21 protein-coding genes and 1 tRNA gene are annotated in these 22,695 nt (G+C 68.4%); 13 read left to right on the top strand and 9 right to left on the bottom strand.

The window, feature by feature from the left end:
• Positions 1 to 31 precede the first annotated feature (31 nt).
• Positions 32 to 634 (top strand): TrmH family RNA methyltransferase, encoded by a 603-nt coding sequence (locus FBZ88_RS25470; RefSeq protein WP_425465800.1) that lies wholly within the window; start codon positions 32 to 34, stop codon positions 632 to 634.
• A gap of 177 nt (positions 635 to 811) precedes the next feature.
• Complete coding sequence (locus FBZ88_RS25465; protein WP_145619845.1) at positions 812 to 1,261, top strand: hypothetical protein; 450 nt, start codon at positions 812 to 814, stop codon at positions 1,259 to 1,261.
• Positions 1,262 to 1,473: 212 nt separating this feature from the next.
• Here FBZ88_RS25465 and gpt read toward each other — a convergent pair whose 3' ends face one another.
• Positions 1,474 to 1,962: a xanthine phosphoribosyltransferase gene (gene gpt / locus FBZ88_RS25460; RefSeq protein ID WP_040845989.1), complete on the bottom strand. Its 489-nt coding sequence runs from the start codon at positions 1,960 to 1,962 to the stop codon at positions 1,474 to 1,476.
• Between the two features lie 235 nt (positions 1,963 to 2,197).
• On the opposite strand from gpt, the gene FBZ88_RS25455 reads away from it, so the two are divergent.
• A tRNA-Arg gene (locus FBZ88_RS25455) sits at positions 2,198 to 2,274 on the top strand.
• A 588-nt stretch (positions 2,275 to 2,862) separates the two neighbouring features.
• Positions 2,863 to 4,770 carry a glycosyltransferase family 9 protein gene (locus FBZ88_RS25450; RefSeq protein WP_145619844.1) on the top strand — a complete coding sequence of 636 codons (1,908 nt, stop codon included), beginning with the start codon at positions 2,863 to 2,865 and terminating at the stop codon, positions 4,768 to 4,770.
• Here the strand turns inward: FBZ88_RS25450 and FBZ88_RS25445 are convergent.
• The 3 genes from FBZ88_RS25445 to FBZ88_RS25435 form a co-directional block, all read right to left on the bottom strand.
• The gene (locus tag FBZ88_RS25445; protein ID WP_145619843.1) at positions 4,767 to 5,963 is read right to left on the bottom strand and encodes a sulfotransferase family protein; all 1,197 of its coding nucleotides are present in this window, start codon (positions 5,961 to 5,963) and stop codon (positions 4,767 to 4,769) included. The two genes, FBZ88_RS25450 and FBZ88_RS25445, sit on opposite strands and share 4 nt — an antisense overlap.
• A 77-nt stretch (positions 5,964 to 6,040) precedes the next feature.
• The gene (locus FBZ88_RS25440; protein WP_145619842.1) at positions 6,041 to 6,790 is read right to left on the bottom strand and encodes an SDR family oxidoreductase; all 750 of its coding nucleotides are present in this window, start codon (positions 6,788 to 6,790) and stop codon (positions 6,041 to 6,043) included.
• A 119-nt stretch (positions 6,791 to 6,909) separates the two neighbouring features.
• Positions 6,910 to 7,809, bottom strand: coding sequence for a LysR family transcriptional regulator (locus tag FBZ88_RS25435; protein ID WP_186464596.1), 900 nt, complete (start codon positions 7,807 to 7,809; stop codon positions 6,910 to 6,912).
• 107 nt (positions 7,810 to 7,916) lie between these two features.
• On the opposite strand from FBZ88_RS25435, the gene FBZ88_RS25430 reads away from it, so the two are divergent.
• From FBZ88_RS25430 to FBZ88_RS25420, 3 genes are read left to right on the top strand one after another with little or no spacing between them, the layout of a single operon-like run.
• Positions 7,917 to 8,456 carry an ester cyclase gene (locus tag FBZ88_RS25430; RefSeq protein ID WP_211102800.1) on the top strand — a complete coding sequence of 180 codons (540 nt, stop codon included), beginning with the start codon at positions 7,917 to 7,919 and terminating at the stop codon, positions 8,454 to 8,456.
• 15 nt (positions 8,457 to 8,471) lie between these two features.
• A complete protein-coding gene (locus FBZ88_RS25425) occupies positions 8,472 to 9,482 on the top strand; it encodes a polysaccharide deacetylase family protein (protein ID WP_145619841.1) in 1,011 nt (336 codons plus the stop codon).
• Between the two features lie 13 nt (positions 9,483 to 9,495).
• Positions 9,496 to 9,885 (top strand): VOC family protein, encoded by a 390-nt coding sequence (locus tag FBZ88_RS25420; protein WP_145619840.1) that lies wholly within the window; start codon positions 9,496 to 9,498, stop codon positions 9,883 to 9,885.
• 49 nt (positions 9,886 to 9,934) lie between these two features.
• Here the strand turns inward: FBZ88_RS25420 and FBZ88_RS25415 are convergent, their stop codons facing one another.
• Together FBZ88_RS25415 and FBZ88_RS25410 are read right to left on the bottom strand one after the other, a co-directional pair.
• On the bottom strand, positions 9,935 to 11,734 hold the full coding sequence (locus FBZ88_RS25415; protein WP_145619839.1) for a multicopper oxidase domain-containing protein: 1,800 nt from the start codon (positions 11,732 to 11,734) through the stop codon (positions 9,935 to 9,937).
• 65 nt (positions 11,735 to 11,799) lie between these two features.
• Positions 11,800 to 12,558, bottom strand: a complete 759-nt coding sequence (locus tag FBZ88_RS25410; protein WP_145619838.1) for a glutathione S-transferase family protein — start codon at positions 12,556 to 12,558, stop codon at positions 11,800 to 11,802.
• A gap of 111 nt (positions 12,559 to 12,669) precedes the next feature.
• Between FBZ88_RS25410 and FBZ88_RS25405 the strand changes: the two genes are divergently transcribed.
• Positions 12,670 to 13,404, top strand: coding sequence for a helix-turn-helix transcriptional regulator (locus FBZ88_RS25405; protein ID WP_145619837.1), 735 nt, complete (start codon positions 12,670 to 12,672; stop codon positions 13,402 to 13,404).
• Here FBZ88_RS25405 and FBZ88_RS25400 read toward each other — a convergent pair.
• On the bottom strand, positions 13,395 to 14,168 hold the full coding sequence (locus FBZ88_RS25400) for a class I SAM-dependent methyltransferase (RefSeq protein ID WP_186464595.1): 774 nt from the start codon (positions 14,166 to 14,168) through the stop codon (positions 13,395 to 13,397). The two genes, FBZ88_RS25405 and FBZ88_RS25400, sit on opposite strands and share 10 nt — an antisense overlap.
• Positions 14,169 to 14,617: 449 nt before the next feature.
• Between FBZ88_RS25400 and FBZ88_RS25395 the strand changes: the two genes are divergently transcribed.
• Both FBZ88_RS25395 and FBZ88_RS25390 read left to right on the top strand, forming a co-directional pair.
• The gene (locus tag FBZ88_RS25395; protein ID WP_145619835.1) at positions 14,618 to 15,106 is read left to right on the top strand and encodes a MarR family winged helix-turn-helix transcriptional regulator; all 489 of its coding nucleotides are present in this window, start codon (positions 14,618 to 14,620) and stop codon (positions 15,104 to 15,106) included.
• Complete coding sequence (locus FBZ88_RS25390; protein ID WP_145619834.1) at positions 15,106 to 16,359, top strand: serine hydrolase domain-containing protein; 1,254 nt, start codon at positions 15,106 to 15,108, stop codon at positions 16,357 to 16,359. The genes FBZ88_RS25395 and FBZ88_RS25390 overlap by 1 nt, the downstream gene beginning before the upstream one ends.
• On the opposite strand, the gene FBZ88_RS25385 is transcribed toward FBZ88_RS25390, so the two are convergent.
• Both FBZ88_RS25385 and FBZ88_RS25380 read right to left on the bottom strand, forming a co-directional pair.
• Positions 16,360 to 18,078 (bottom strand): Na/Pi cotransporter family protein, encoded by a 1,719-nt coding sequence (locus tag FBZ88_RS25385; protein WP_246138854.1) that lies wholly within the window; start codon positions 18,076 to 18,078, stop codon positions 16,360 to 16,362.
• Positions 18,079 to 18,092: 14 nt separating this feature from the next.
• Entirely contained in the window at positions 18,093 to 19,208 is a 1,116-nt protein-coding gene (locus FBZ88_RS25380) for a winged helix DNA-binding domain-containing protein (RefSeq protein WP_211102799.1), read from the bottom strand.
• Between the two features lie 174 nt (positions 19,209 to 19,382).
• On the opposite strand from FBZ88_RS25380, the gene FBZ88_RS25375 reads away from it, so the two are divergent.
• The 3 genes from FBZ88_RS25375 to FBZ88_RS25365 all read left to right on the top strand — a co-directional run bounded on the left by FBZ88_RS25375 (position 19,383) and on the right by FBZ88_RS25365 (position 22,650).
• On the top strand, positions 19,383 to 19,934 hold the full coding sequence (locus FBZ88_RS25375; protein ID WP_004273132.1) for a thioredoxin family protein: 552 nt from the start codon (positions 19,383 to 19,385) through the stop codon (positions 19,932 to 19,934).
• 150 nt (positions 19,935 to 20,084) lie between these two features.
• Positions 20,085 to 22,055, top strand: a complete 1,971-nt coding sequence (locus tag FBZ88_RS25370; RefSeq protein WP_145619833.1) for an ATP-binding protein — start codon at positions 20,085 to 20,087, stop codon at positions 22,053 to 22,055.
• Positions 22,042 to 22,650 (top strand): response regulator transcription factor, encoded by a 609-nt coding sequence (locus tag FBZ88_RS25365; RefSeq protein ID WP_145619832.1) that lies wholly within the window; start codon positions 22,042 to 22,044, stop codon positions 22,648 to 22,650. The genes FBZ88_RS25370 and FBZ88_RS25365 overlap by 14 nt, the downstream gene beginning before the upstream one ends.
• Positions 22,651 to 22,695 lie beyond the last annotated feature (45 nt).

Here is a 22,695-nt window from a genome sequence, read left to right as displayed (position 1 = left end):
CTGCAATCCTGTTTCCCGGGGGGCTGGAACCTTGCCCAAGCGGCTTGCCTTGTGCAAGGTGCGCGACATGCGTGGATATTTCGCCCTGGGCGCCGAGGGGATCAGCAAGTCGGGCAACATCGGGACCATCATGCGCTCCGGCCATGCGTTCGGGGCGAGCTTTGTGTTCACCGTGAACGCCGCCCTGGACCTGGACGAGATGAACCGGGTCGACACCTCGGGCGGCCAGGATCACGTCCCGCTCTACACCTATCCCAGCGTCTCGGCCATGGCCCTGCCGGAAGGCTGCACCCTGGTGGGTGTGGAGCTGACGGACGACGCCGTGGACCTGCCCAGCTTCCGCCACCCCCTGCGGGCGGCCTACGTCCTGGGGCCGGAGCGCGGCAGTTTGTCGCCGGCCATGCAGGCGCGCTGCGACCACGTCATCAAGATCCCCATCAAGTTCTGCGTCAACGTGGCCGTGGCCGCCGCCATCGTCATGTACGACCGCATGATTTCGCTGGGCCGTTTCGCCGAGCGGCCGGTACGCGCGGGCGGTCCGGTCGAGCCCGCGCCCACCCATGTCCATGGCCGGCAGAAGATCCGCAACGTAGACAGCAAGCGCATGCGCCCCCTGCTAGGCGGTTGGGAATAAGCGCCCTGGCGGTCTGGGAATAAGTTCCGGGCTTCCCTATATTAACGGTCTCAAGTGGCTTACCCGCCGCCGCCCTCCCGCGACCCGCCCAGGGTCCCGGGCGGCCTTTCCTTCGCGGTCGCGGATTCCTTCACCGTCCGGCCTTACGCGAGGCCGGCATCAGAGGAGACCGATGCCATGCCGACCCGCCCTGCCTACCTCCCAACCGTGACCGCCGCGCTGCTGACTTCCGTGCTGCTGACTGGCGCGCTGCTGACTGGCGCGCTGCTGGCCGCGCCCGCCGGGGCGCAGCAGACCACCACCGCCCAGCCCACCGCCACCACCCAGACGGTGACCGTGCCGGCGCCGGGCCCGCGCCGCGGGGCCGAGACGGCGACGCGGCAGGAAGACATCATCATCACCCCGCGCGCCTACCCCAGCTATGAGGAGGACGATGCCTTCCACCGCGCGGAATACGACCGGCTGAACGCCATCTACGGCAAGCCCGTGCCCATCAGCACCCGCGCCGACACCCTGATGGACGTGCCTCTGGGCAAGCTGCCGCAGGACCGCTCGGCCCTGCGCGCCATCATCGCCGACCCGGACACACCGCACCTGAGCGACGTGGTGGCGCCGGAGAGTAAGTAGGTTCCCTGCGGGCGCGGGGTTTTTAGTTCGCTTCAGGCGCCAGCGGGCCATCCGGCCCTCGGCTGTCCTCGCTGCGCCCTGCGGTGCTCCCTCCGGCGGACGCGGTCGCGTCCTAGGAAAAAGGCAAACGGGTGCACGCTTCCTTTGAAACGCGAACGGCCCCGCCGGGCGTACCCGGCGGGGCCGTTCGTCTGGCCGGAGGCCACAAGCGCTCAGTCGTTGCGGATCTGCATGTAGGCGATGGGGTTCAAGTCCCAGGGGAAATGGATCCAGGTGTCCTGCGACACCTCGGTGATGAAGGTGTCGACCAGAGGGCGGCCGGCGGGCTTGGCGTAGATGGTGGCGAAGTGCGCCTTGGGCATCATGTTGCGCACGATGGCGGCGGTCTTGCCGGTGTCGACCAGATCGTCGACGATCAGCCAGCCCTCGCCCTCACCCTCCACCGCCACCGGCGCCTTCAGGTTCTGGGCGGTGCGCTGGTTCTGGTGGTCGTAGCTGCTGATGCAGATGGTGTCGATCAGGCGGATGTTCAGCTCGCGCGCCAGGATGGCGGCCGGCACCAAGCCGCCGCGGGTGATGGCGACGATGCCCTTCCACGGCCCCTTGTCGCTGATGCGCCAGGCCAGCGCCTTGGCATGACGGTGCAACTCTTCCCAGGTGACGGGGAAGTTCTTGGCGGTATCGGCGTGATGGGACGACATGGGGGCGGCGCTCCGCGAAACGGTCAAAAATGTTCACAAAGGTGGAGAATTGGGTAGATAGCCCATCCCCGCCGTCTGGACAATGCATCGCGACGCACCGGCGTCCCGCTCGGCTTGCGGGGTGGGAGAGGCCATCGAAAAGAAAATGCAACGGGACCCAAAAAAGCTATTGCGTCCCCCCGGATCATCCTCTACAAGCACCCACCTCACCGGCCAACACCGGTGAGACGAAAAAGCGCCCGTAGCTCAATTGGATAGAGCACCAGACTACGAATCTGGGGGTTGGAGGTTCGAGTCCTTCCGGGCGCGCCATTCGTCTCAAGTAACAGACGAATAGCCAGATCAGGCCGTTGAGTTTTCCGGCCACTTATCCCAAACAAATTGGCTGTTGCCTGGACTGAAGTCTTCGCGAATAGCGCGAGGCCGCCTCCTGGCCCTTACCATTTCCTAAAATCCTTTCCAGCCCCTGCCCACGCCGGCCCCGGCGAAGGGCCCGCCGCATCCGCTTGATGGGCTCAGGGCTGACCATGATCTTTTGGCCCGCCGTGGATTCCCTAAGAAAGCCGTCGTTTTGTTTCACCATCTCACCACCTTTGGGAAGCCGTGCCAGGATCACCGATTAATGGCCCTACAAAGTCAAAAACAGTTGTAAAATTGCTAATATTATTACTAATTTAATATGCTCAAAGACTATATAATATCTGCTATATTTATTTCAGAGTTGTATGCCTATTACCAATTTAGTAAACGTAAAGCGCGCATTTTGTCGCACTAATTATTGCGACTCTACCACCGGGTAAATACGCTCCCCCTCGTATCAATTGATTGATCCGCGAACGGATCCGGCCGAGGCCCAGCTGCCTCCGGCTGAAGTGACAATGGTCCATGGGGGAATGGGGGTTGACGCGTTCTTACGGCGTCGTGCTGCGCGTGGGCCGCCTGGGCCCGCGCGTCGTGCACCACCTGCTGCGACGCATTCCAGCCGGCGTGCCGGTCACCCTCCTGCGGGTGCCTGGCCACCCGCTGGTTGTTCCGGATGGGCGGTGCCGCGTCCTGGAGGGTGACACCATCGACGCCGCCGGTCTGGCGGCCCTGGCGCGGGACATGGCGGTACCGGCCCTGCTGCTGTGCGGTGACGATGGCCTGATCGCCCTGCCCGCCGCCCTGCCGACGGCGTCGACCGGCGTCGGGGTCGTCCGCCTGCTGCCGGTGATCGGCCCGCTGTACCGCCTGGACCGGGCCGACCGGCTGGACCGGCCGGAGCATTATTTCGGCCCCGTGCTGCTGCCCGTGGGCGCCTTGCCCACCTGCATCGGCGGCGCCCCCGTTCCACTGGACCGTTGGATCGGCCATCATGCCGTGCTGCGCGCCGTCGCGGCCGGCCTGCCCGTCGCCAACCTGACAGCGGGCGGGCTGGTCCTGCCCTCGCTGGCCCAGGCCAGCGGCGCCGACCAGCACCGGGGCCGGATGGCCGCGCGTGATCTGCTGGCGCTGGCCGGCGACGCCCAGACGGACGCCTTCGCTGTCCTGGATAAGGCACCCGACGATGGCGAAGACCCGACGCGTGCGGCCAAGCGCGCCATCGACGCCGCCCTGTCCCGCCTGACCAACCGCCTGGCCGCCGCCCTCGCCCCCTTCATCCCGCCCGATCAGCGGGCCCGTCCCCTGCCGCCGCAGGGCCGGCTGGGCATCCTGAAGCTGGACTCGATCGGCGATAGCGTTCTGCTGACATCTTTCCTGCGCACCCTGCGGCCCTGGTTCAGCGGCGAGATCAGGTTGATGGCGGGGGCCCGCGTGCGCGACCTGGTGACCCGCGACCCGCGCATCGACCGCACGCTGCTGGTGCCGGTGCGGCTGCCCTGGCTGGCCCCCGACGAAGCCACGGCCTGGTTGGAGGCCACGATCGACCAGGCCGTGGCCTTCCTGCAGGGGGTGGACGCCACCATCATCCCCCGGCTGATGCCCGACTATTACCTGGCCAACCACATCGCGGTGCTGGCTGGGGTGCCGCGCCGCTATGGCCTGACCAGCCCGCGCATGCCCGACCTCACGCGTTTCAACGCCGCCTTCACCGCCATGATGACGGACGTGGTGACCATTCCAGCCCCCTGCCACGAGGTCGAGGTGATGGGCGCGCTGATGCGGGCGGTCAGCGGCGGTGGGGCGATCCCGACATCATCGGAGCCGCGCTGCGACATCCACCTGGACGAGATCGACCGCGCCACGGCCTGGACGACGGTGCCGCCCGTGGCCGGCCGCACCCTGGTGGCGCTGGGCCTGGGCGCCTCGACCGGGCGCCGGCGCTGGCCGGTGGATCAGGTGGTCACGGCGGCGCGGACGCTGGCGGGACGCCACAACCTGATGTTCGCACTGCTGGGCGGCACGGACGTGGCCGGCGACGCCGCCGCCATTGCGCAGGCCCTGGGCAGCCGCGCACACAACCTGGCGGGCCGGCTGGACCTGCGTAAATCGGCCGCCGTGCTGGAGCGCGCGGCCCTGTACATCGGCAACGATTCCGGCCTGATGCACATGGCGGCGGCCGTGGCCGTGCCGGTGGTCGAAATCTCCTGCCATCCGCTGACGGCGCCGGACAGCCATGAGAACGCGCCCCGCCGCTTCGGGCCCGTGGGCGTGCCGCACCGCATCGTGCGCCCCGCCACCCCCGCCGACCCGGCCTGCGCCCAGGGCTGCGTGTCACGGCACACCGCGCATTGCATAATCGGGGTCAGCCCCGCCGAGGTGGTCGCCGCCGCCGAAACCCTGCTGGCGTCCATCACGCCGTCCGCCAGCCTGGTTGAGTACAGCTAGACGCCGTACTCCACAGCCAAGCGGCGGATGCCGACGGCCAGCTTACGGTCATCATGGGACAGGCCCAGCGCAGCGGCGCTCCCGGCGTTTCTGGTGCGGAACACCAGCTCCAGATTCCCGTCGGCCGGTACCTCATCCCGCTCCAGCGCGAAGCTCAACCGCACCCCGTCCTCGCCCGTCGAACCCGACCGCAACACCGCAATCATCCGCCCGCAGATCTCGACGGCCACCTCGACCTCACCGGTCCCATGCCGGAAGGCGGGCGCGAAAGCCAGATCGACCGTGCCCCGTGCCCAGCTGGCGGCGCCGGCCAGGGGATAATCGACGGTAGCCGTCGCCGTGCGCGCCCACATGACCCCGGCGCCGCCTGAGATTTCCGGACGGAAGAAGCCGTGCGCCACGCTGCGGTTCACGCACCCGGACGGGCCGAAGTCGATGGCGTAGCCGGAGGGCAGGCCACTGGTCAGGGGGACGTAACCGAACCGTTCCATGAAGTCCCGGCCGGCGATCTCGACGGCCATGATCTGGTCGGCGGTCAGCTTCTTCGCGTACTTTCCCACCAGGCCGTCACCGACATGGTTGGGATGCCAGTGGGACGCCGCGTCGAACTGCAGGCGCGGGTTGTCGTCGCCCATGCGGCCTTCCTGGATGAAGCGGCCAATCCGCTGCACCACCTCGCCCTTGGCGTGAGCCTGGAAGATCGCATCGGCAACCTGGTCGCTTATTTCCACGCCGACATGGGTGGCGATCTTGGAAACGGTGGCCGCCGTCTCCATGAAGTCGTCTTCATAGCGCAGCACCCAGACCGGGCAGTCCGCCACCAGGCGCATCAGATAGCGGGCGCTGTTGCGCACCTCGTCCGCCGCCTCCTGGAACGAATGGCCGAACCGTTCCATGAGGGAGACAACGGCATCGCGCGGGTCCCGGACGGTGACGATGACTGGCGCGCCCGCGAACAGGCAGATGGCCAGCAGGGCCGCCGACGGCTCGTGCGCCTTCACGAGGACGACGTCGGCGCCCCGGATCCGGAGGATGTTCTCGTGCGTCAGGTCGTTGGCGAAGAAGCGGGCGATGCGGACGCCCGTCGTCTCCAGCACCGCGTGAATGACGTTGTAGACCCAGGTGGAACCGCTGCCCTGCAAGCCGAACGAGCCGATGAGACGGGGAGGACGGCGGGGCGCGGACGGGGTCATACGGGTCTTCTCGCAAGCCACGAAATGGGACGGGGCCGGGCGACCTTATCAAGGCCGCCCGGCCCCGTCCTTCGGCCTTACAGCGTACTCATGCCGCCATCGATGACCAGTTCGCTGCCCACGGTGAAGCGGGATTCGTCGGAGGCCAGGAAGACCACATACTTGGCGACTTCCGCCGGGTCGCCGAAGCGGCCGGCCGGGATTTGCGCCAGGATGCCGGCGGCCATGGCCTTAAGGTCGGCCTCGGCCAGTCCCAGCTTACCGTACAGCGGGGTGGAGATGGGGCCCGGGCTGACGGCGTTCACCCGCACGCCCCGGCCGATCAGTTCCCCCGACAGGGTGCGCGCCATGGAGATCAGCGCGGCCTTGGTGGCGGCGTAGACGCTGGAGTTGGGCATGCCGATGTGGGCGTTGATCGAGGTGTTCAGGATGATGGAAGTCGGGTTGGCCAACAGGGGCAGCAGGGCCTGGATCAGGAAGTAAGGGCCCTTCACGTTCACCGCGAAGGAGCGGTCGAAACCCGCCTCGTCCCAGGCCTCCACCGGGCGGAAGTCGGCCACGCCGGCGTTGATGAAAACCGCGTCCAGCGTGCCGAAGGCCTGGCGCACCTGGGCCGCGATGGCCTGCTGACCGGCCACGTCGCCGGCGTCGGCCTGGATGACCAGGGCCTGGTCGCCCAGCGCCTCACGGGCGTGGGCCACGCTGGCGGCACTGCTGCCGGTAACGGCGACGCGGGCGCCCTCATTGATGAACTGGCGGGCCGTTTCCAGGCCGATGCCACTGGTGCCGCCGGTGATCAGGGCGGTCTTGTTCGCTAAACGGGCCATGATGCGCATCCTTTCCTTTGAGAGGAGGGCCTTGGCGTCATCGCCGGCCCGACATCCATAGAAATACGCCTCAGGGTTCCTGACAAAAATGGCCATGAACTGGCTATATCATTCCGTTTTTATGAATGATTGGCCGCATTGGGAGTCATCCGCCGCAGCCGGTCAGCCAGGAAATCCACGCACAGCCGCACCTTGGCCGCGGCGTGGCGGCTATGGGGATAGACGGCGTGCAGCGGGGCGGCCGGCAGCGGCAGATGGGGCAGCACCACCTCCAGCCGGCCGGCGGCGATATCCTCATGCACGTCCCAGATGGATTTCAGCACCAGGCCGGCCCCGGCCCGTGCCCAGGCATGGGCCCGTTCGCCGTCATTGCTGCTGAGAGGGCCGCGCACGCGGACGCTGCGCCCGTCGGCGAAGGTCCATTGATCAGGTGGCGGGTCACCGAACAGCAGGCAGTCATGGACCAGCAGCTCCTCCACCCCCTGCGGCCGGCCCCGGCGGTCGAGGTAGGATGGGGCGCCACAGATGACCCGCCGGTTGGGCGCCAGCTGGCGGGCGATCAGGCTGCTGTCCGCCAGCGCGCCGAAACGGATGGCGAGGTCGAAACCGTTGTCGATGATGTTGAACAGCGTGTCGGCGGCATGCAGGTGGACCTGCAGGCCGGGGTGCAACGCCTGGAATTCCTGCAGCAGGGGGGCCAGGTGGCGGCTGAAGGCCACGGTGGAAGTCAGGCGCAGCAGGCCGCTGGCGGTGTGGCGGCCCTTGGTCGCCTCCATCTCCGCCTCCTCCACCTCCGCCAGGATGCGGACGCAACGGGCATGGTAGGCCGCCCCCTCCTCCGTCAGGGCCAGGGTGCGGGTGGTGCGGTTCAGCAGGCGCACGCCCAACCGTTCCTCCAGCCCGCTGACGCGGCGGCTGATGACGGCCAGCGATTGTCCCAGTTCACGCGCTGCGGCGGACAGGCTGCCGGCCTCAACCACGCGGACGAAGGTCGCCATATCGGAAAAGGTGTCGGCCATATTCTTGCATATAACACAACAGACCTTGCTGACCATGGCGTATTCTTGCGGACATCCAAAGCGCGTACCGTCAGGCCATCGAATTCACCCCCTGATGGAGCACGCAAATGTCCCCCTCCCTGGTCCGCGGCACCGTCCTGGCCCTGATGCTGTCCGCCGCCACCCCGGTAGCCTTCGCCGCCGACACCCTGGTCCAGCCCAAACACCTGACCGTCGACGCCAGCCTGCCCAAGGCGCAGGCCGACGCGGAGATCCTGGCGGCCCGCCGCTACGCCACCTTCTGGTCCACCGGCGACGAGGCCATGGCCCGCGCCGCCCTGGCACCGGACTTCACCGATCGCACCCTGCCGCCGGGCCGCGCCCAGGGCGTGCCGGGGCCGCTGGCCGCCTCCGCCTTCGTGCGGGCCGCCATCCCGGACCTGACCGCCAGCGTCGAACAGCTGGTGGTGGCCGGTGACCGGGTGACCGTGCACTTCCGCTTCCAAGGTCATTTCACCGGCCATTTTGGCGAGGTGCGGGGCAAGGGCCAGACGGTGGATTTCATCGCCACCGACCTCTACCGCGTCCAGGACGGCCGTATCGCCGAGAACTGGCACATCGAAGACAACCTGACCCTGCTGCGCCAGTTGGGCGTGGTGGCCCAGTAAGAGGAGCAACCCGCCATGACCATCGACATCACCGCCAGCCGCCGCAGCTTCCTGACCCATGCCGGCGCCGGTGCCGGCCTGCTGGCCGCCGGCATGGCCCTAGGCGGGTCCGCCGCTGGCGCCGCCGAGTCCAAGACCACCGCCACCAAGCCAGCGCCCCTTAAATCCCAAGGCGGCTTCTGGCCCGGCGACACCCGCCTAGTCATCAGCGTCTCCATGCAGTTCGAGGCGGGCGGCCAGCCGCTGAAGGGTACCGACAGCCCCTTCCCCAAGGTGGACTTCCCCGACAGCGTGCCCAGCGACGCCGTCGCCAACACCTGGTTCGCCTACGGCTATCGCGAGGGCGTGCCGCGCATGCTGGACCTGTGGGACAAGCACGGCGTCAAGGTCACCTCGCACATGATCGGCGAGGCGGTGCGCAAGAACCCGGACCTGGCGCGCGAGATCGTGAAGCGCGGCCATGAGGCCGCCGGCCACGGCCCGCGCTGGAGTTCCGAATACGCCATGAGCCGGGAGGAGGAGCGCCAGTTCCTGACCGATGCCCGCACCATGGTGGCGGAGGTCACCGGCCAGACGCCCGTCGGCTACAACGCGAACTGGTTGCGCCGCGGGCCCCATACCCTGCCGCTGCTGCAGGAGCTGGGCTATCTCTACCACATCGATGACGTCAGCCGGGATGAGCCCTTCATCGAGCAGGTGAACGGCCATGACTTCGTGGTCGTGCCCTACACCCTACGCAACAACGACATCGTCCTGATCGAGGGCCGCAATTACACCCCCACCCAGTTCCTGGAGCAGGTCACGCTGGACTTCGACCAGCTGTATGAGGAGGCGGGCCACCGCCGCCGCATGATGTCCATCAGCGCGCATGACCGCATCAGCGGCACGCCGCAGATGGTGCGGGTGTGGGACAAGTTCCTGACCTACGCCAAGAGCCACCCCGGCGTGACCTTCCTGCGCAAGGATGAGATTGCTCGCTTCGCCGCCGGCAGCCCGCTGACCGTGCGCGAAACCGAAACGATCTGAGGCGGGGGCGGCCATGCACCTGGACCACGCCACCCTGCGCACCGCCGACCTGGAAGCCACGCGCGGCTTCCTGGAGGCAGTGCTGAACCTGAAGCCCGGGTACCGACCACCCTTCGATTTCCCTGGCTATTGGCTGTACGCCGGGGACGCCCCCATCATGCACCTGATCCCGGGATCGGGCGCCCCGGTGGGCCGGGCGGGGGAGATGCTGGACCACGTGGCCTTCCGCATGGATGGCCAGTCGGAACGTTACTGGGCCCTGCGGGCCAGGCTGGAGGGCCTGGCCATCCCCTATTCCACCATGGACCTTCCCGACCTGGGGGAACGGCGGCTGTTCATCCGCACGCCCCCCAGCGCGGGCGGCGGCGCCATCCTTCTGGAACTGGTGTTCCGCGAGGAATAGGCAAACGGCGGGCGCCCGTTTCCGTCCTGCACATCACGGAAACCGGATCTCAGGGCTGAACGTCGATCACCACCATCAAGCCGCCGCCGCCCCGCGATTCGGTATTGTTGTTAGTGGTGTGATGGGGAATATGACAATGGATCAGCCATTTCCCCGGCAGGCGCGCCGTCCAGATGACGTCGTAGCGCTGGCCTGGCCCCACATTCACGGTGTCCGCCTCATACCGCGCGGGCGGCGGCAGCGTCTGTCCATCGCGGGCCACGACCAGGAAGGGCCCGCCATGGATGTGCATGGGATGGATGAAGCCGGTGTTGGTGCCGATGAAGCGCACCTTCAGCGTTTCACCCACCTTCATGCGCACCGTTTCCGTCGCGGGATAGGCACGACCGTTGATGGTGAAATAATTGGGATGGCCGCCGTCCATGGGCATGGCGGGGAAGGTCAGCCCATCGCGCAGCAGCCATTCCTGCAGCTGGATCACATAGTCATGGTCGGCCGGCACCTCGTCCTTGGGGTCGGCGGGGTCGATGATCAGCGCGCCGTACAGCCCCAGGGCCTGCGTGCGGTCTGGGTTGGCGTGCGGGTGGTAGAAATAGGTGCCGTGCTGGCCAGCCGTGAATTCGTAGCTGAACCGCCCGCCGGGCGGGATGGGCGGCTGCGCCACCCAGGCAGGTCCATCCATGGCGTTGGGAACCGTCAGGCCATGCCAATGGACGGTGGTGGGTTCCGGCAGCGCGTTGGTAACGTTGATGCGCACCCGGTCACCCTGCCGGATATGGATGCGCGGCCCGGGGACCTGGCCGTTATAGGCATAGGCGTCAACGGTGACGCCGGGAAGGATGGTCCAGCGGATGACGGACGCGCGCAGGTCGAAGACCTTCACCCCGTCCTCCAGCCGGTAGGGCAACGCACGGTCGCCCATGGCGTCGATACCAAAAGCCGCCGTCACCCGGCGCGGATCCACGGCGGCCATGTCGCGCATCGCTTCGGCCGGGGTATCGCGGTCCATGACCATGCCGGGCGGCATTATGGCCCCACCCACGTCGCGCGCCGACACGTCCAGATTCAGCCAGTTGGCCGGCGCCGCCATGCCGGTGACCAGCGCCAGCAGCGACACGCCACCCAGCGCGGCCACCTGGGAAGCAGTGGCGTCGGATTTCATCTCATGACGATGGTGGCTTCCTTCCCGCTGGGTCATCAACCCATGCTTCATCCCCCGGGCCACCATCCAGACATTGGCGGGGTAGGCCGTGACGAACCCCGCGCCGACGCCCAGCGCCATGGTGCCCCAGAACAGCAGTTCCGCCGGTTCCATGGCGCGCATGTCGCGCCCCATCATCAGGAAGCACATGACCGGTGCCATGCCGGCCATCATGAAGTTCATGCTGATGAATTCCGGCAGGAAGCTGCCACGCACGTTCTGCCAATAGCCGCCGCCCATGGCCGACCGCATGAACAGCGACTGGAAGATGAACAGCCCCATGGCGAACCCGGACAGATATTCCACGATCAGGTCCAGCCACATGGGCAGGCCGAACGCCGCCGTCACCACGGCCGCCAGTACGATGCCGGTAGCGTCCCCCGCCACGCAGTGGATGGTGGAGCCGGCCCCCTGCTTCCACAGAGGCCGGATGAACGCCTCATGCGCGCCAGGCCGGGGTTCCTTGTCGACCAGCACGTACAGCAAAAGGCCGAGAGGTCCGAGATAGAGGGTGATGAGGATGAAGCCCCACTTCATCACCGGCGGTTCCGGGTTGTGGCGATATTGGTCGATACCGACATACACGGCCGACGCCAGCGCCAGGACAAACCAGGCGGCCAGGAAATAATCCACCGGCTGAACCAGCATGGGCGCCCTGCTTCCTTGGGGTTATGGAGGCAGGGCCCTAACAGGCGAAGCTGACGGCGGTTCCTTTACGCCGCCGCGACCGCCGGTTCCCAGGCGAAATCAGGATAGAATTCCGCCATCAGCCGGTCGGTGTAGGCCAGCAGGTTGGGATACTTCAGCACCCGGCGACGCACCTCCGTATCGAAGTAGGGCGTCAGCAGGCTGGCCAGCACGCCCAGCGCCGTGGCGTCCACCGCCGTGGTCCGGTCGCCCAGGAAGTAGGGCTGGTCGCCCAGCAGCAGGGACAGGGCGGACAGGGAGCGGTCGCAGAGATCCGCGATCTCCGCATCCGAATGACGCCCGGGACCGGCGGCGCGCACATTGTTGGTCACCCGCTCCAGCACCTGCTGACGCAGGGTTTCCCGCATGGCTTCCGGCACGCGGTTAAAGAACTGGGCCGGGCCCTTGGCGAAGTTCTCCGGAATCAGCCAACGGCTGTACACCACGGTCCAGTACAGCTGATTTTCCAGCAGACGCTCGATGGTCCAGGACAGCGCCCGCTGCTGGGGCGTGAGGCCGGCGTCCAGATCCACGCCGTAGGTCTTCTCGATATGGGCGCGGATGAAGGTGCTGTCGCCCAGACGGGTGCCGTCATCCTCGATATACGGGATCTGTCCCTTGGGACCCTGGTCGGGCATGCCCTGGGCCTTCACATAGGGCACCCCGGCCATCTTCAGCTGCACCTCCGCCTTGATGCAGAAGGGGCTGGCGTCGGGCAGGCCGAACAAGGCGCCGCCGGTGTAGAGGGTGATGGGCTGGCTGGGGTTGCTCTGGGTGGCGGTCATGGCGGTTTTCCTCGGGGGAGTGGCTTGGGGGATGGTGGCTTGTGGATGCCCACGTTCTACTGCCATCCTGCTGCCAACATGCTGTCAGCAGCGTGACACCAGGATGCCCCCATGAGACGCGCCGACCGCCTGTTCCAGATCATCCAGATCCTGCGCCGCACGCGCCGTCCCCTGACGGCCGACGCCATCGCGGCGGAGCTGGAGACGTCCAAGCGCACCGTCTATCGCGACATCGCCGACCTCATGGCCCAGCGGGTGCCCATCCGGGGGGAGGCGGGCATCGGCTATGTGCTGGACGAGGGGTACGACCTGCCGCCCCTGATGCTGACCCCGGATGAGATCGAGGCCGCCGTGCTGGGCGCGCAATGGGTCAGTACCCAGGCCGACCCCACCCTGGTGCGGGCGGCCCAGGACCTGATCGCCAAGATCGCCGCCGCCGTGCCCGACCGCCTGCGCCCCTATGTGCTGGAGCCGGCGACGCGCATGCCGCCCCGGCGGCCGGCCAGCATGCCGGACAGCCTGGACATGGCCCGCACCCGCACGTGGATCCATGCTGGGCGCAAGATTCGCCTGAGTTACGCCGACGAACTGGGCCGGCCCAGCGACCGCATCGTCTGGCCCGTCACCGTCGCCTATTTCCAGACCGTGCGCCTGCTGGTGGCGTGGTGCGAGCTGCGCCAGGACTTTCGCCATTTCCGCACCGACCGGGTGACGGCCGCCGACTTCTTGGACGAGCGCTATCCCGATCGTCCCACCATCCTGCGCGACCGCTGGCTGCGTGGAATGCAGAGCCAGATTCAGCGGCAGCAGGCCGAAGGCGCGGCCGGGCCATCCGCTCAGGGCTGATGGTCCAGCAGGCTGACCAGATAGAAGGGGCGGCGGCTTTCCCGCACCAGATGGAAGCGCGGCGACCAGGCGAAGGCCTCATGGATACGCCGGGACAGCCGCGACTCCGGATCGGCGGCGAAGAAGTAGTGGTTGGCCAGCAGGCAGACGCCCCCGGGGGCCAGCAAGTCGGCCACCCGCGCCGCCACCCCCTTCAATAGGGCGGGCGTGATGGGCGGCGGCAGGTAGTAGAGCGTGTCCGCGATCACCACCAGGTCGAACTGGCCATCCAGGTCGCGCGGCAGGTCCAGGACATCGCCCTGGCGGAAACTGACATGGGCGTGGGCGGCGGCACGCGCGGCCGCCCGGTCCACCGCCGCCTGGGCGATATCCATCCCGACCACGGCGTCGGCACGGGCCGCCAGCCTGGTGCTGAGCAACCCCAGCCCGCAGCCCAGATCCAGCGCGCGGCTGAACCGGCGCCCAGGAGGCAGGCAGTCGATGATGCGGTCATACTTCCAGCCCTGGTAGCGGTAGCGGTCGCTGCCCGATGCCCACGGATCGCCGAAGGTGCCGTAGGCGTTCTCGAACGCGGCGCGCTGGCCGACCTCACTCCGCCAGCGGCCGATGGCGCCGTCCGTCTTGGCGCTGCGCAGGAACAGGCCGATGTCGGCCGGCGCCATGAAGCGGGCGCGGCGCCACCGGGCGCGCAACCCACGCTCTCCCGGCTGGGGATCCGCCCTGTCGGTGACGGTGCCGTTGGCGGTTTCGGGAAGCGCCACCATGGTCGTTTCTCCAAGGCGGCCAGAAGGAAGCCGGGCGCCATTTTGAATGGAAGGGTCCACGGGTACGACCCACATGACGCTATCAGGGAATTCCAAGCCGAGTCTTAGGATGGGAATACCAGGATATGCGATCCCGGGCCCCGTGCCGGGGCGTTCTTACGCTTATGTTGTATGCAAAAAGGCATATTTGGCCCAGCCAATCAATAGCTGCTCACAGTCGCGACCAATTGCCACGGCAGCGATCCTATCCCACCTTCAATCACACCAAAAATTCGCCGCACCGCAGCGGAATCATAATCTTATGTTTTACTTGGCCGTTTCAGGATGGGGTTTTCCATCGGTTGAAACCGCCGGCCCGGTCGTTGAGAAGGACGGCTTATCACAAATGTCGCCGATCCCTGGGAAAACTCCCGTTGATCTCGACAATATACTAAGCCATAGCTTGGTATATGAACGAACACGACGATATCTTCGCGGCGGCGCTGGAAACGGCGCGGCGGCTGCACCGCAGCACCGCCGCCCTGTCCCGCCGCCTACTGGCCAACCGGCCTGCGGAGGGTATGAGCACGACCAAGCTGGGCGTACTGGGCCAGCTGCACCGGGAGGGGCCGGCCACGGCCACGGCGCTGGCCGCCTATCTGCGCATCCAGCCGCAGTCGCTGACCCGCCTGCTGGCTGATCTGGAGGGCCTGGGCCACATCGCCCGCCGGCCGGACTCGGCCGACCGCCGCCAGGTGCGTATCGAGATCACCGATACCGGCCGCCGGGCCCTGTTCGGCGACGTGCACGGCCGGCGCACCGCCCTGGCCCGCGCCATGATCACCACCCTGACCCCGACCGAGCGCGAGCTGCTGCGCCTGGCGGCCGGCCTGATGGACAGGCTGGCCGACGCCGATCCGGGGTCCGACAACCCGATATCCGAAGAGGGGGACGCCTGATGCGCCGTACCGGACCAATCACCGCCGCGCTGGCGGCATCGCTGTTGGCCACCGTCGCCGGCGCCCAGACCTTCGAGCCCGGCGGTCCGGACGCCGCCGCCTATGGCCAGGCCCAGGGTTATCCCGCCGGTACCTGGGACAATTGGTATGAGAAGCCCCACATGGTCTGGGGCTTCAGCCATTACGACAGCCTGGTGAAGACCCACACCCTGCCGGCGGCGGCCAAGCCCTGGACCTTCAAGCGGGCGGCGGCGGAGCCGGAACTGCACTACGTGCCCGACATCCTGCACCTGAAGGACGGGCCGGTGCTGGGCCTGGCGGACTATATGGCGCGGGTGCCGGCCACCGGCCTGCTGATCCTGAAGGACGACACCATCCTGGTGGAACGTTACCAGTACGGCCGCACGGACAAGGACCGCTTCACCTCGCAATCCATGGCCAAGACCCTGGTCAGCCTGCTGCTGGGGGCCGCCATCGCCGACGGACGCGTCAAGGGTATCGGCGACCTGGCCGAGGCCTATGTCCCCACCCTGAAGGGCAGCGCCTATGGCCAGACGCCGCTGAAGGCGCTGCTGCAGATGTCGTCCGGCGTGGCCTTTGAGGATGCGGAGCCGCGCGGCCTGTACCAGGACATCCACAGCGGGGTGGATGAGGGAACGGCGCTGGCCAAGTACGCCCGCACCACCCCCGCCGGCAGCCGTTTCCAATATTCCTGTGGTGATAGCGAAACCCTGACCACCGTGGTGCGTCACGCCACCGGCCAGTCCCTGTCCGATTATCTGACCGCCAAGGTCTGGCAGCCCATGGGGGCGGAGGCGGAGGCGCGGTGGGAGGTGGACGCCAGCGGGCAGGAGATCGGCTGTTCCGGCTTCAACGCCACCCTGCGCGATTATGGCCGCCTGGGCCGCCTGCTGGCCCACGACGGCGCCTGGGAGGGCAAGCAGCTGATCCCCAAGGACTGGCTGTTGGCCGCCACCACCCTGGACCCGGCCGATGCGCAGGTGGCGTCGGGCACGGCGGCGCACCTTTACGGCTATGGCTACCAGGTCTGGGTGCCGCCCCCCAAGGTCAGCCCCGACGGCCGCCGGCTGTTCGCGCTTCTAGGTGCCGAGGGCCAATACATCTTCATCGACCCCAAGACCAAGCTGGTCATGGTCCAGACCTCGGTCAAAACCGACAACCTGCCCTTGACCAGCCCGCATTCGGAGACGCTGGCCCTGTGGCTGGCGGTAATCCGCGAACTGGAAAAGTGATCAGTCCCCATCCTCCCGCGTATCCGCCGGCTGATGACCCTTCAGCCGGCTGGGCAGCAGGTCGCCGGAGCGTTCCAGGACGGGATAGGCCGCCGCTTCCACCAGATGGGTGTTCACCCGTTTCAGGTCGCGCAGCAGGTCCAAATGCAGGGCGCTGGTTTCCGCGCTGTCCACCCGGCCGGCGCTGAGGCGGGCGAAGTGGGCGGTGGTGGCCTCGTTCTCGCGCCGGCGGAACGCCTCTTTCTCGCCGGCCAGCAGCCGGGCGGCGCGGGCATCGCCGGTCATGAACAGCGAGCCCGCCGTGCGCAGGTTGACGATCAGGCTGTCGACCAGGGCCAGCAGATCCCGTTGCCCCTCGGCCGAGAAAGCCAGCCCGCGCTTCAGCCGCTTGCGCGCCAGCCCCATCAGGTTGCGGTCCACCACATCGCCCGCGTGTTCCATATTCATGGCGAAGGTCAGGATTTCCAGCGCCCGCCGCTGGTCCGCGTCCGACAGGGCGTCGCTGTCCAGGGCGGAGAGATAGGCCTTGATGGCAGTGTTCAGCCGATCCAGCACGTCGTCCATGCGCTTGGTCTCGGCGATGCGCCGCCGATCACCGTCGTCCAGCGCGTCGCGCAGGCCCTGCAGCATGGCCTCCAGCACGTCCACCAGGCGCAGGGCCTCCCGCGCGGCGTTGCCCAGGGCCACCACCGGCGTGTCCTGGGCCGATGGGTCGAGGTAGAGCGGACGGCCCGGATCGGCTGCATCCATCCTGGCCGGCAGCAGGCGGACCAGCAGCCGGGCGTAGAACGGCAGCAAGGGGAAGCACAGCAGTGCCACCGCCGCATTGAACAGCGTGTGGAAATCGGCCACCGCCCGGGTCACGTCCGGCTCCAGCCCCACCATCAGGGGACCGAGGTGCCCGAGCGCCGCCAGCCCCAGCAGCACCGCCGCCGCCCGGTTCAACAGGTTGCCCAAGGGCAGGCGCCGGGCGGCGGGGTCGTTGCCGGCGGCCCCTTCCAGCACCGGGTTGATGGCGGTGCCCAGGTTGGCGCCCAATACCAGGGCGAAGGCGGCGTGCGGCGGCACGGCCCCCTGCGCCGCCAGCGACATGGTCAGCAGCACCACCGCCACGCTGGAATGGGCGGCCCAGGTCAGCGCCGCCGCCAGGATGACATCCACCACCGGTTCGGTGGCGATGGCACCCAGGATCAGGCGCAGGCTGGGCGCGTCCTCATAGGGCGCGATGATCGCCAGCAACTGGTGCAGGGCCATGAGCATGAGGCCCAGGCCGATGAAGGCGCGGCCCATGTCGCGCGACGGGCTGACGCCCCGGCGGAACAGCAGGAAACCCACCAGGATCAGCACCGGAGCGATGGAGGCGACGTTGAAGGACAGGGCCTGGACGATCAGGGTGGTGCCCACGTTGGCGCCCAGCATGACGGCCAGAGCCGGCACCAGATCCACCAGCCCGCCGGCCACGAAGCCTGAAACCATCAGGCCGGTGGCCGTACTGCTCTGCAGCAGCGCCGTGACGCCCATGCCCACCAGGAAGGCCTGGAACCGGTTGGCCAGCGCCCGGCCCAGGACCGCGCGCAGACGGGCACCGAAGGCGCGCTGCACACCGGTTTGCACCATATGCACGCCCCACAGCAGCAGGGCGACGGCGCCCGCCAGCTCGGCGATGGCGAAGGTGAAGTCCATGACGGCCAGGGTCCGCCCCAGGGCGCCCCGACGCAACACGGATCATGGGACTAGGAAGATGGGGGCACCACCTTCACCTCCACCGCCGGCGCGTCCGGTTCCAGGAAGCGCAGCAGCGCCTCCCCCTCCTCCCGCAAGGCCGCCTCGTGCGCGGTGGCCAGGGGAAGGAAGGGCTCCAGCGTCAGGGTGGCCAGCTTGGCCTTGCGCACCGTTTTCCAGATGCCGGCGACAAAGCCGTCCACCAGGAAGGTGGCGGCCACCTGAAGGTTCTTGGACACGATGCGCGGGCGCCAGGCCTCGTCCACGATGCGGGTGCGATCGGCGTGGGCCAGGATGAGGTTGTCGAAGGCGGGCACGTAGCGCACGGGCGCCGGCGTCTCCGGCGGCGGTCGGGGGGCGTCCGGCAGGTCCCACAGCGCCCTTCCCTTCTCATCCCGCAGCACCACCAGTTCCGCCGCCATGGACTCCAGCACCGGCTTCAGCCCCTTCAGCCCGCACCAGGCCTGCATGTCGGCAGCGGTGGCGGGGCCGAAGGCGGCAAGATAGCGGCGCACCAGCCCCTGCAGGTCGCCCTGCAAATCCACCGGCCGCTCCAGCCATTCCTCCGCCGCCACGTACAGCGGGTCGTTGGCGATGCCCCAGGGGCCGTCATCCGGCGCCGTCACCAGCGGCAGATGGCAGCGCACCGCGTGCCCCATGGCGCGGTCGTCCGCCTCATCCGGGAAGGCCTGGACCAGATGGGCGCGCAGGTCGGTGAAGGTGCGGGGCAGGGACATGAAGGGCCGGGCCACGGCGGCGATGGGCAGGGGGTCGATATGGCGGGTGCGGTCGCCCAGGCCGAAGAAGGCGGCGGTCAGCATCGGCTGCATCAGGCCGCGCCAGGCGGCGTAGTCGGCGGCGCTGACCAGATGCTGGGTGCCGCGCAGCAGGGTGGCGCGCACCACGTGGCGTTCGCGCAAAGCCGCCAGCAGGTCGTCGCGCCGGAAGCCCAGCAGGCGGGACCACAGGCCGATGAAGGGCGGGCGCGGTTCCTGCGCCTGCAGGCCCGCCGTCGCCTCCACCGCCGCGACCACGCCGGCGGCATGGCGCGACAGCAGCATCTGGCGGGCCAGCAGGGCACGGTTCAGGGCCGCGCGGCTCATGACCTTGTTATCTACATTGGTCATTGTGGTAATCCTTCCGAACCAGATGCCCATTATTCGTCAAATGCCGGGCGGTCATGCGGCCGGCGGTGGGAATAGGTCCCTGGCGGGGCTTTCCCTGGTGCCCATATCAGGCATAATGACCTGAATTCGCGCTTGGAAAAGTGCGACCGTCCCCTTGTAGCCCAGGAGCCTGCGATGACCGCCCGCACCACCCTCTCCGCCCTGGGCGTCGCCGCCCTGCTGGCCCTGCCCCTGTTGGCCCCCGCCGCGGCCACCGCCCAGGTCGCCGCCCCGCAGGTGGGCAATGTGGAACTGAAACAGCCCCTGCCCTACCCTTATGACGAGGCCATCGACAACGCCGCCGTGAACGCCCAGGTGGACGCCGCCCTGGCCAAGGCGAAGAAGGAGCACAAGCGCGTGCTGCTGGACTTCGGCGGCAACTGGTGCGGCGATTGCCGCGTGCTGGCCGGCCTGGTGGAACTGCCGCAGGTCCACAGCTTCCTGGACAAGAATTACGTCATGGTGACGGTGGACGTGGGCCGCTACACCAAGAACATGGACGTGCCCGCGCGCTTCGGCGTGCCGAAGTTCAAGGGCGTGCCCACCGTGCTGGTGGTGGAGGCCGACGGCACCCTGGTGAACGGCGACGCCAGCTTCGACCTGACCGACGCCCGCCACATGGACCCGCAGGCCGTGGTCGACTGGCTGGCCAAGTGGGCCCCGCCGTCGAAGACGGCGTCCCGTTAAAGGCAGCGTCGAAGGCGGCGTCCCGATGAGGCACGGCGTCACAAGACCGTAACGCAAGGGCCCTATCACAGGCAGATGAAGGAACCGCCTTCATCCTGTCCGTGATGGGGCCTTTTGCTGTCGACTTCAAATTCCCCTTGGCCTTGGGCCTTGCTGGCGTTGTACCCGCTGGCCGGCCTGCTGGACCCGCTGCTGGTCTCGGCCGTGCCCGGCTGGGCGCCATGGAACGTGCGCGCCGGCATCGGCCTGGCCCTGGTCATGGCCTGGGGCCCCCGGCGCCTGCCCCTAGTGATGGCGGCGGCCGTCGCCGGCTTGGCCCTGCGCGCCGTCCTGGTGCCGGCCAGCCACCCCCTGGCCGCGAGCATGGCCATCCCCTCCCTGGCCGAACCGCTGGTCTTCGCCTTGCCCGCCCTGCTACTGGCCCGCCGCCTGCGCCAGGATGGCGAGGGCTTCGTGCTGGAGGATGTGGACGGCGTCATGCGCCTGGCCGGCCTGACCATGGCCGGGGCGCTGGGGCAAAGCCTGCTGCTGCTGGCCCTGGCCTGGGTCCTGCCGGCCTGGCCCCTGGCGGGATGGACGTTGACCGGCTGGGACGGGCGCGCCATGACCGCCGACCCGCTGACCGTGGCCCTGCAGCATTGGGTGGGCGACGTGGCCGGCGTCACCGTGGTGGCGCCCCTGGCCCTGATGGTGCCGCGTCTGACGCGCCATCTGCACCCGGCCCGCCTGTTGCGTGCCCAGATCCTGGGCCAGGTCGCCGGCATCTGCCTGTCGGTGGCGGTGATCTTCCCCCGGGTAGTGGGGTCGCGCTTCTACCCCGTGTTCATCCCCCTGGTCTGGGTGGCGGCCGGCAGCGGCCTGCCCGGCGCCGTGTTGGCCTTGGCCGGGCTGGAGGCCGCACTCAGCCTGGGCATCGCCGTTTGCGACATCCAGCCCTATCAGGCGCTGAAGCTGCAAATCCTGATGCTGTCGCTGGCCATGACCGGCCTGCTGCTGGGCGCCGTCATCTCGGAACGCGAGCGGGTGCGGGCCGCCGCCGCCAAGGGCGAGGCGCGACTGAAGACCCTGATCGAGCTGGCGCCCGACGGCATCGTCATCCTGGACGCCGACGGCCGGGTGGAGGAGGTCAACCGCCTGGTGGCCGACCTGACGGGCCGGACGCCCGATAGCCTGCGCGGCCGTCCCCTGGCCGACCTGCTGCACCGTGAGAGTGGCGAAGAATGGCTGGTCGCCGCCGACGGCCGCCCCCTGCCGGTGGAATCGTCCCTGGCCATGGTCGAGGAGACGGGCGGGGTCATGGGCGTACTGACCATTCGCGACATCTCCGCCCGCAAGCGCGCCGCCGCGGCCCTGGGCCAGCACCGCGCCGCCGCCGAGCAGGCCAGCCGCAGCCACCTGACGGAGGAACTGGCGGCCGCCCTGGCGCACGAGCTGAACCAGCCCCTGTCAGCCATCGTCAGCTACACCGGCGCCTGCCGCCGCATCCTGGAATCCGAAAGCCAGTCCAAGGCGCTGGAGCTGATGGGCAAGGCCGCCGCCCAGGCGGAGCGGGCCGGCGCCATCATCCGCCACCTGCGCGAATTCTACCGCACCGGCCAGGTGGACAGCGCCCCGGTACCCGCCGGCGACCTGGTGGCCGGCGTCGCCCGCCTGCTGGCGGATGAGGTGGCCAACGCCGGCGCACGGCTGGACGTGGTGGTCGGGGATGGCTTGATCCTGTCCATCGACCGGGTGCAGGTGGAACAGGTGCTGATCAACCTGGTGCGCAACGCCCTGGACGCCCTGGCCGACGGGGCCACCACCGACCGCCGCATCCTGATCGACATGCGGGCGGCGGAAGACGGGGCGGCCCCCCCGACCCGGGCCGACATCCGCGTGGCCGACACCGGCCCCGGCATCGCGGAGGAGGTGGCGGGCCGCCTGTTCGCGCCCTTCACCACCACCCGGCCCACGGGCATGGGCCTGGGCCTGAGCATCAGCCGCGGCATCGTCGAGGCCCACGGCGGCCGCCTGCGGGCCGGCACCGGCACGCTGGGCGGTGCCGCTTTCTCGTTTTCCCTGCCTTTGGTGCTGCCCGCCGAGGAAGCGCCCACCCAGGAGGCACCCAATGCCGCAGCCTGAACTGACCCTGGCCATCGTCGATGATGACGAGGCGGTGCGCGACGCGTTGAGCGCCCTGTTCCAGGCCGAAGGCTACCCCGTGGCGACATACCCCTCGGCCATCGGCTTTCTGGAGGCCGGGGCCGACGGTGAGCCCGGCTGCGTCATCGCCGACATCAACATGCCGGGCATGACGGGCCTGGAGCTGCAAGCGGAGCTGGCGCGGCGCGGTTGTCCCCTGCCCATGATCATCCTGACCGGCCAGGGTGACGTGCCCAAGGCGGTGACGGCCCTGAAGGCCGGGGCGGTGGATTTCATCGAGAAGCCCTTCGCCATCGACGCCCTGGTGCGGGCGGTGGAGACGGCCATGGCGCGCTTTGGCCACACCCTGCGCCACCAGGCGGAATCCCAGGCGGCGCAAAGCCGGCTGGAGACCTTGAGCACCCGTGAGCGCGAGGTCATGGACCTGCTGGTGGCCGGCCATCCCAACAAGGTCATCGCCTGGAAGCTGGGCATCAGCGCCCGCACGGTGGAAAACCATCGCGCGCGGGTCATGGAAAAGACGGGCTGCGACAACGTACCCGCCCTGATCCACCTGAGCATGGCCGCGACATGACGGCCCCGACATGACGACCCCTACATGATGGACAGCCGGCGGCGG

Origin of the sequence: Nitrospirillum bahiense, assembly GCF_007828025.1 — a bacterium.
GTDB classification, from domain to species: domain Bacteria; phylum Pseudomonadota; class Alphaproteobacteria; order Azospirillales; family Azospirillaceae; genus Nitrospirillum; species Nitrospirillum amazonense.
Note: the sequence above shows the minus strand (reverse complement) of the source record. Positions and strands in the feature narration are given on the sequence as shown.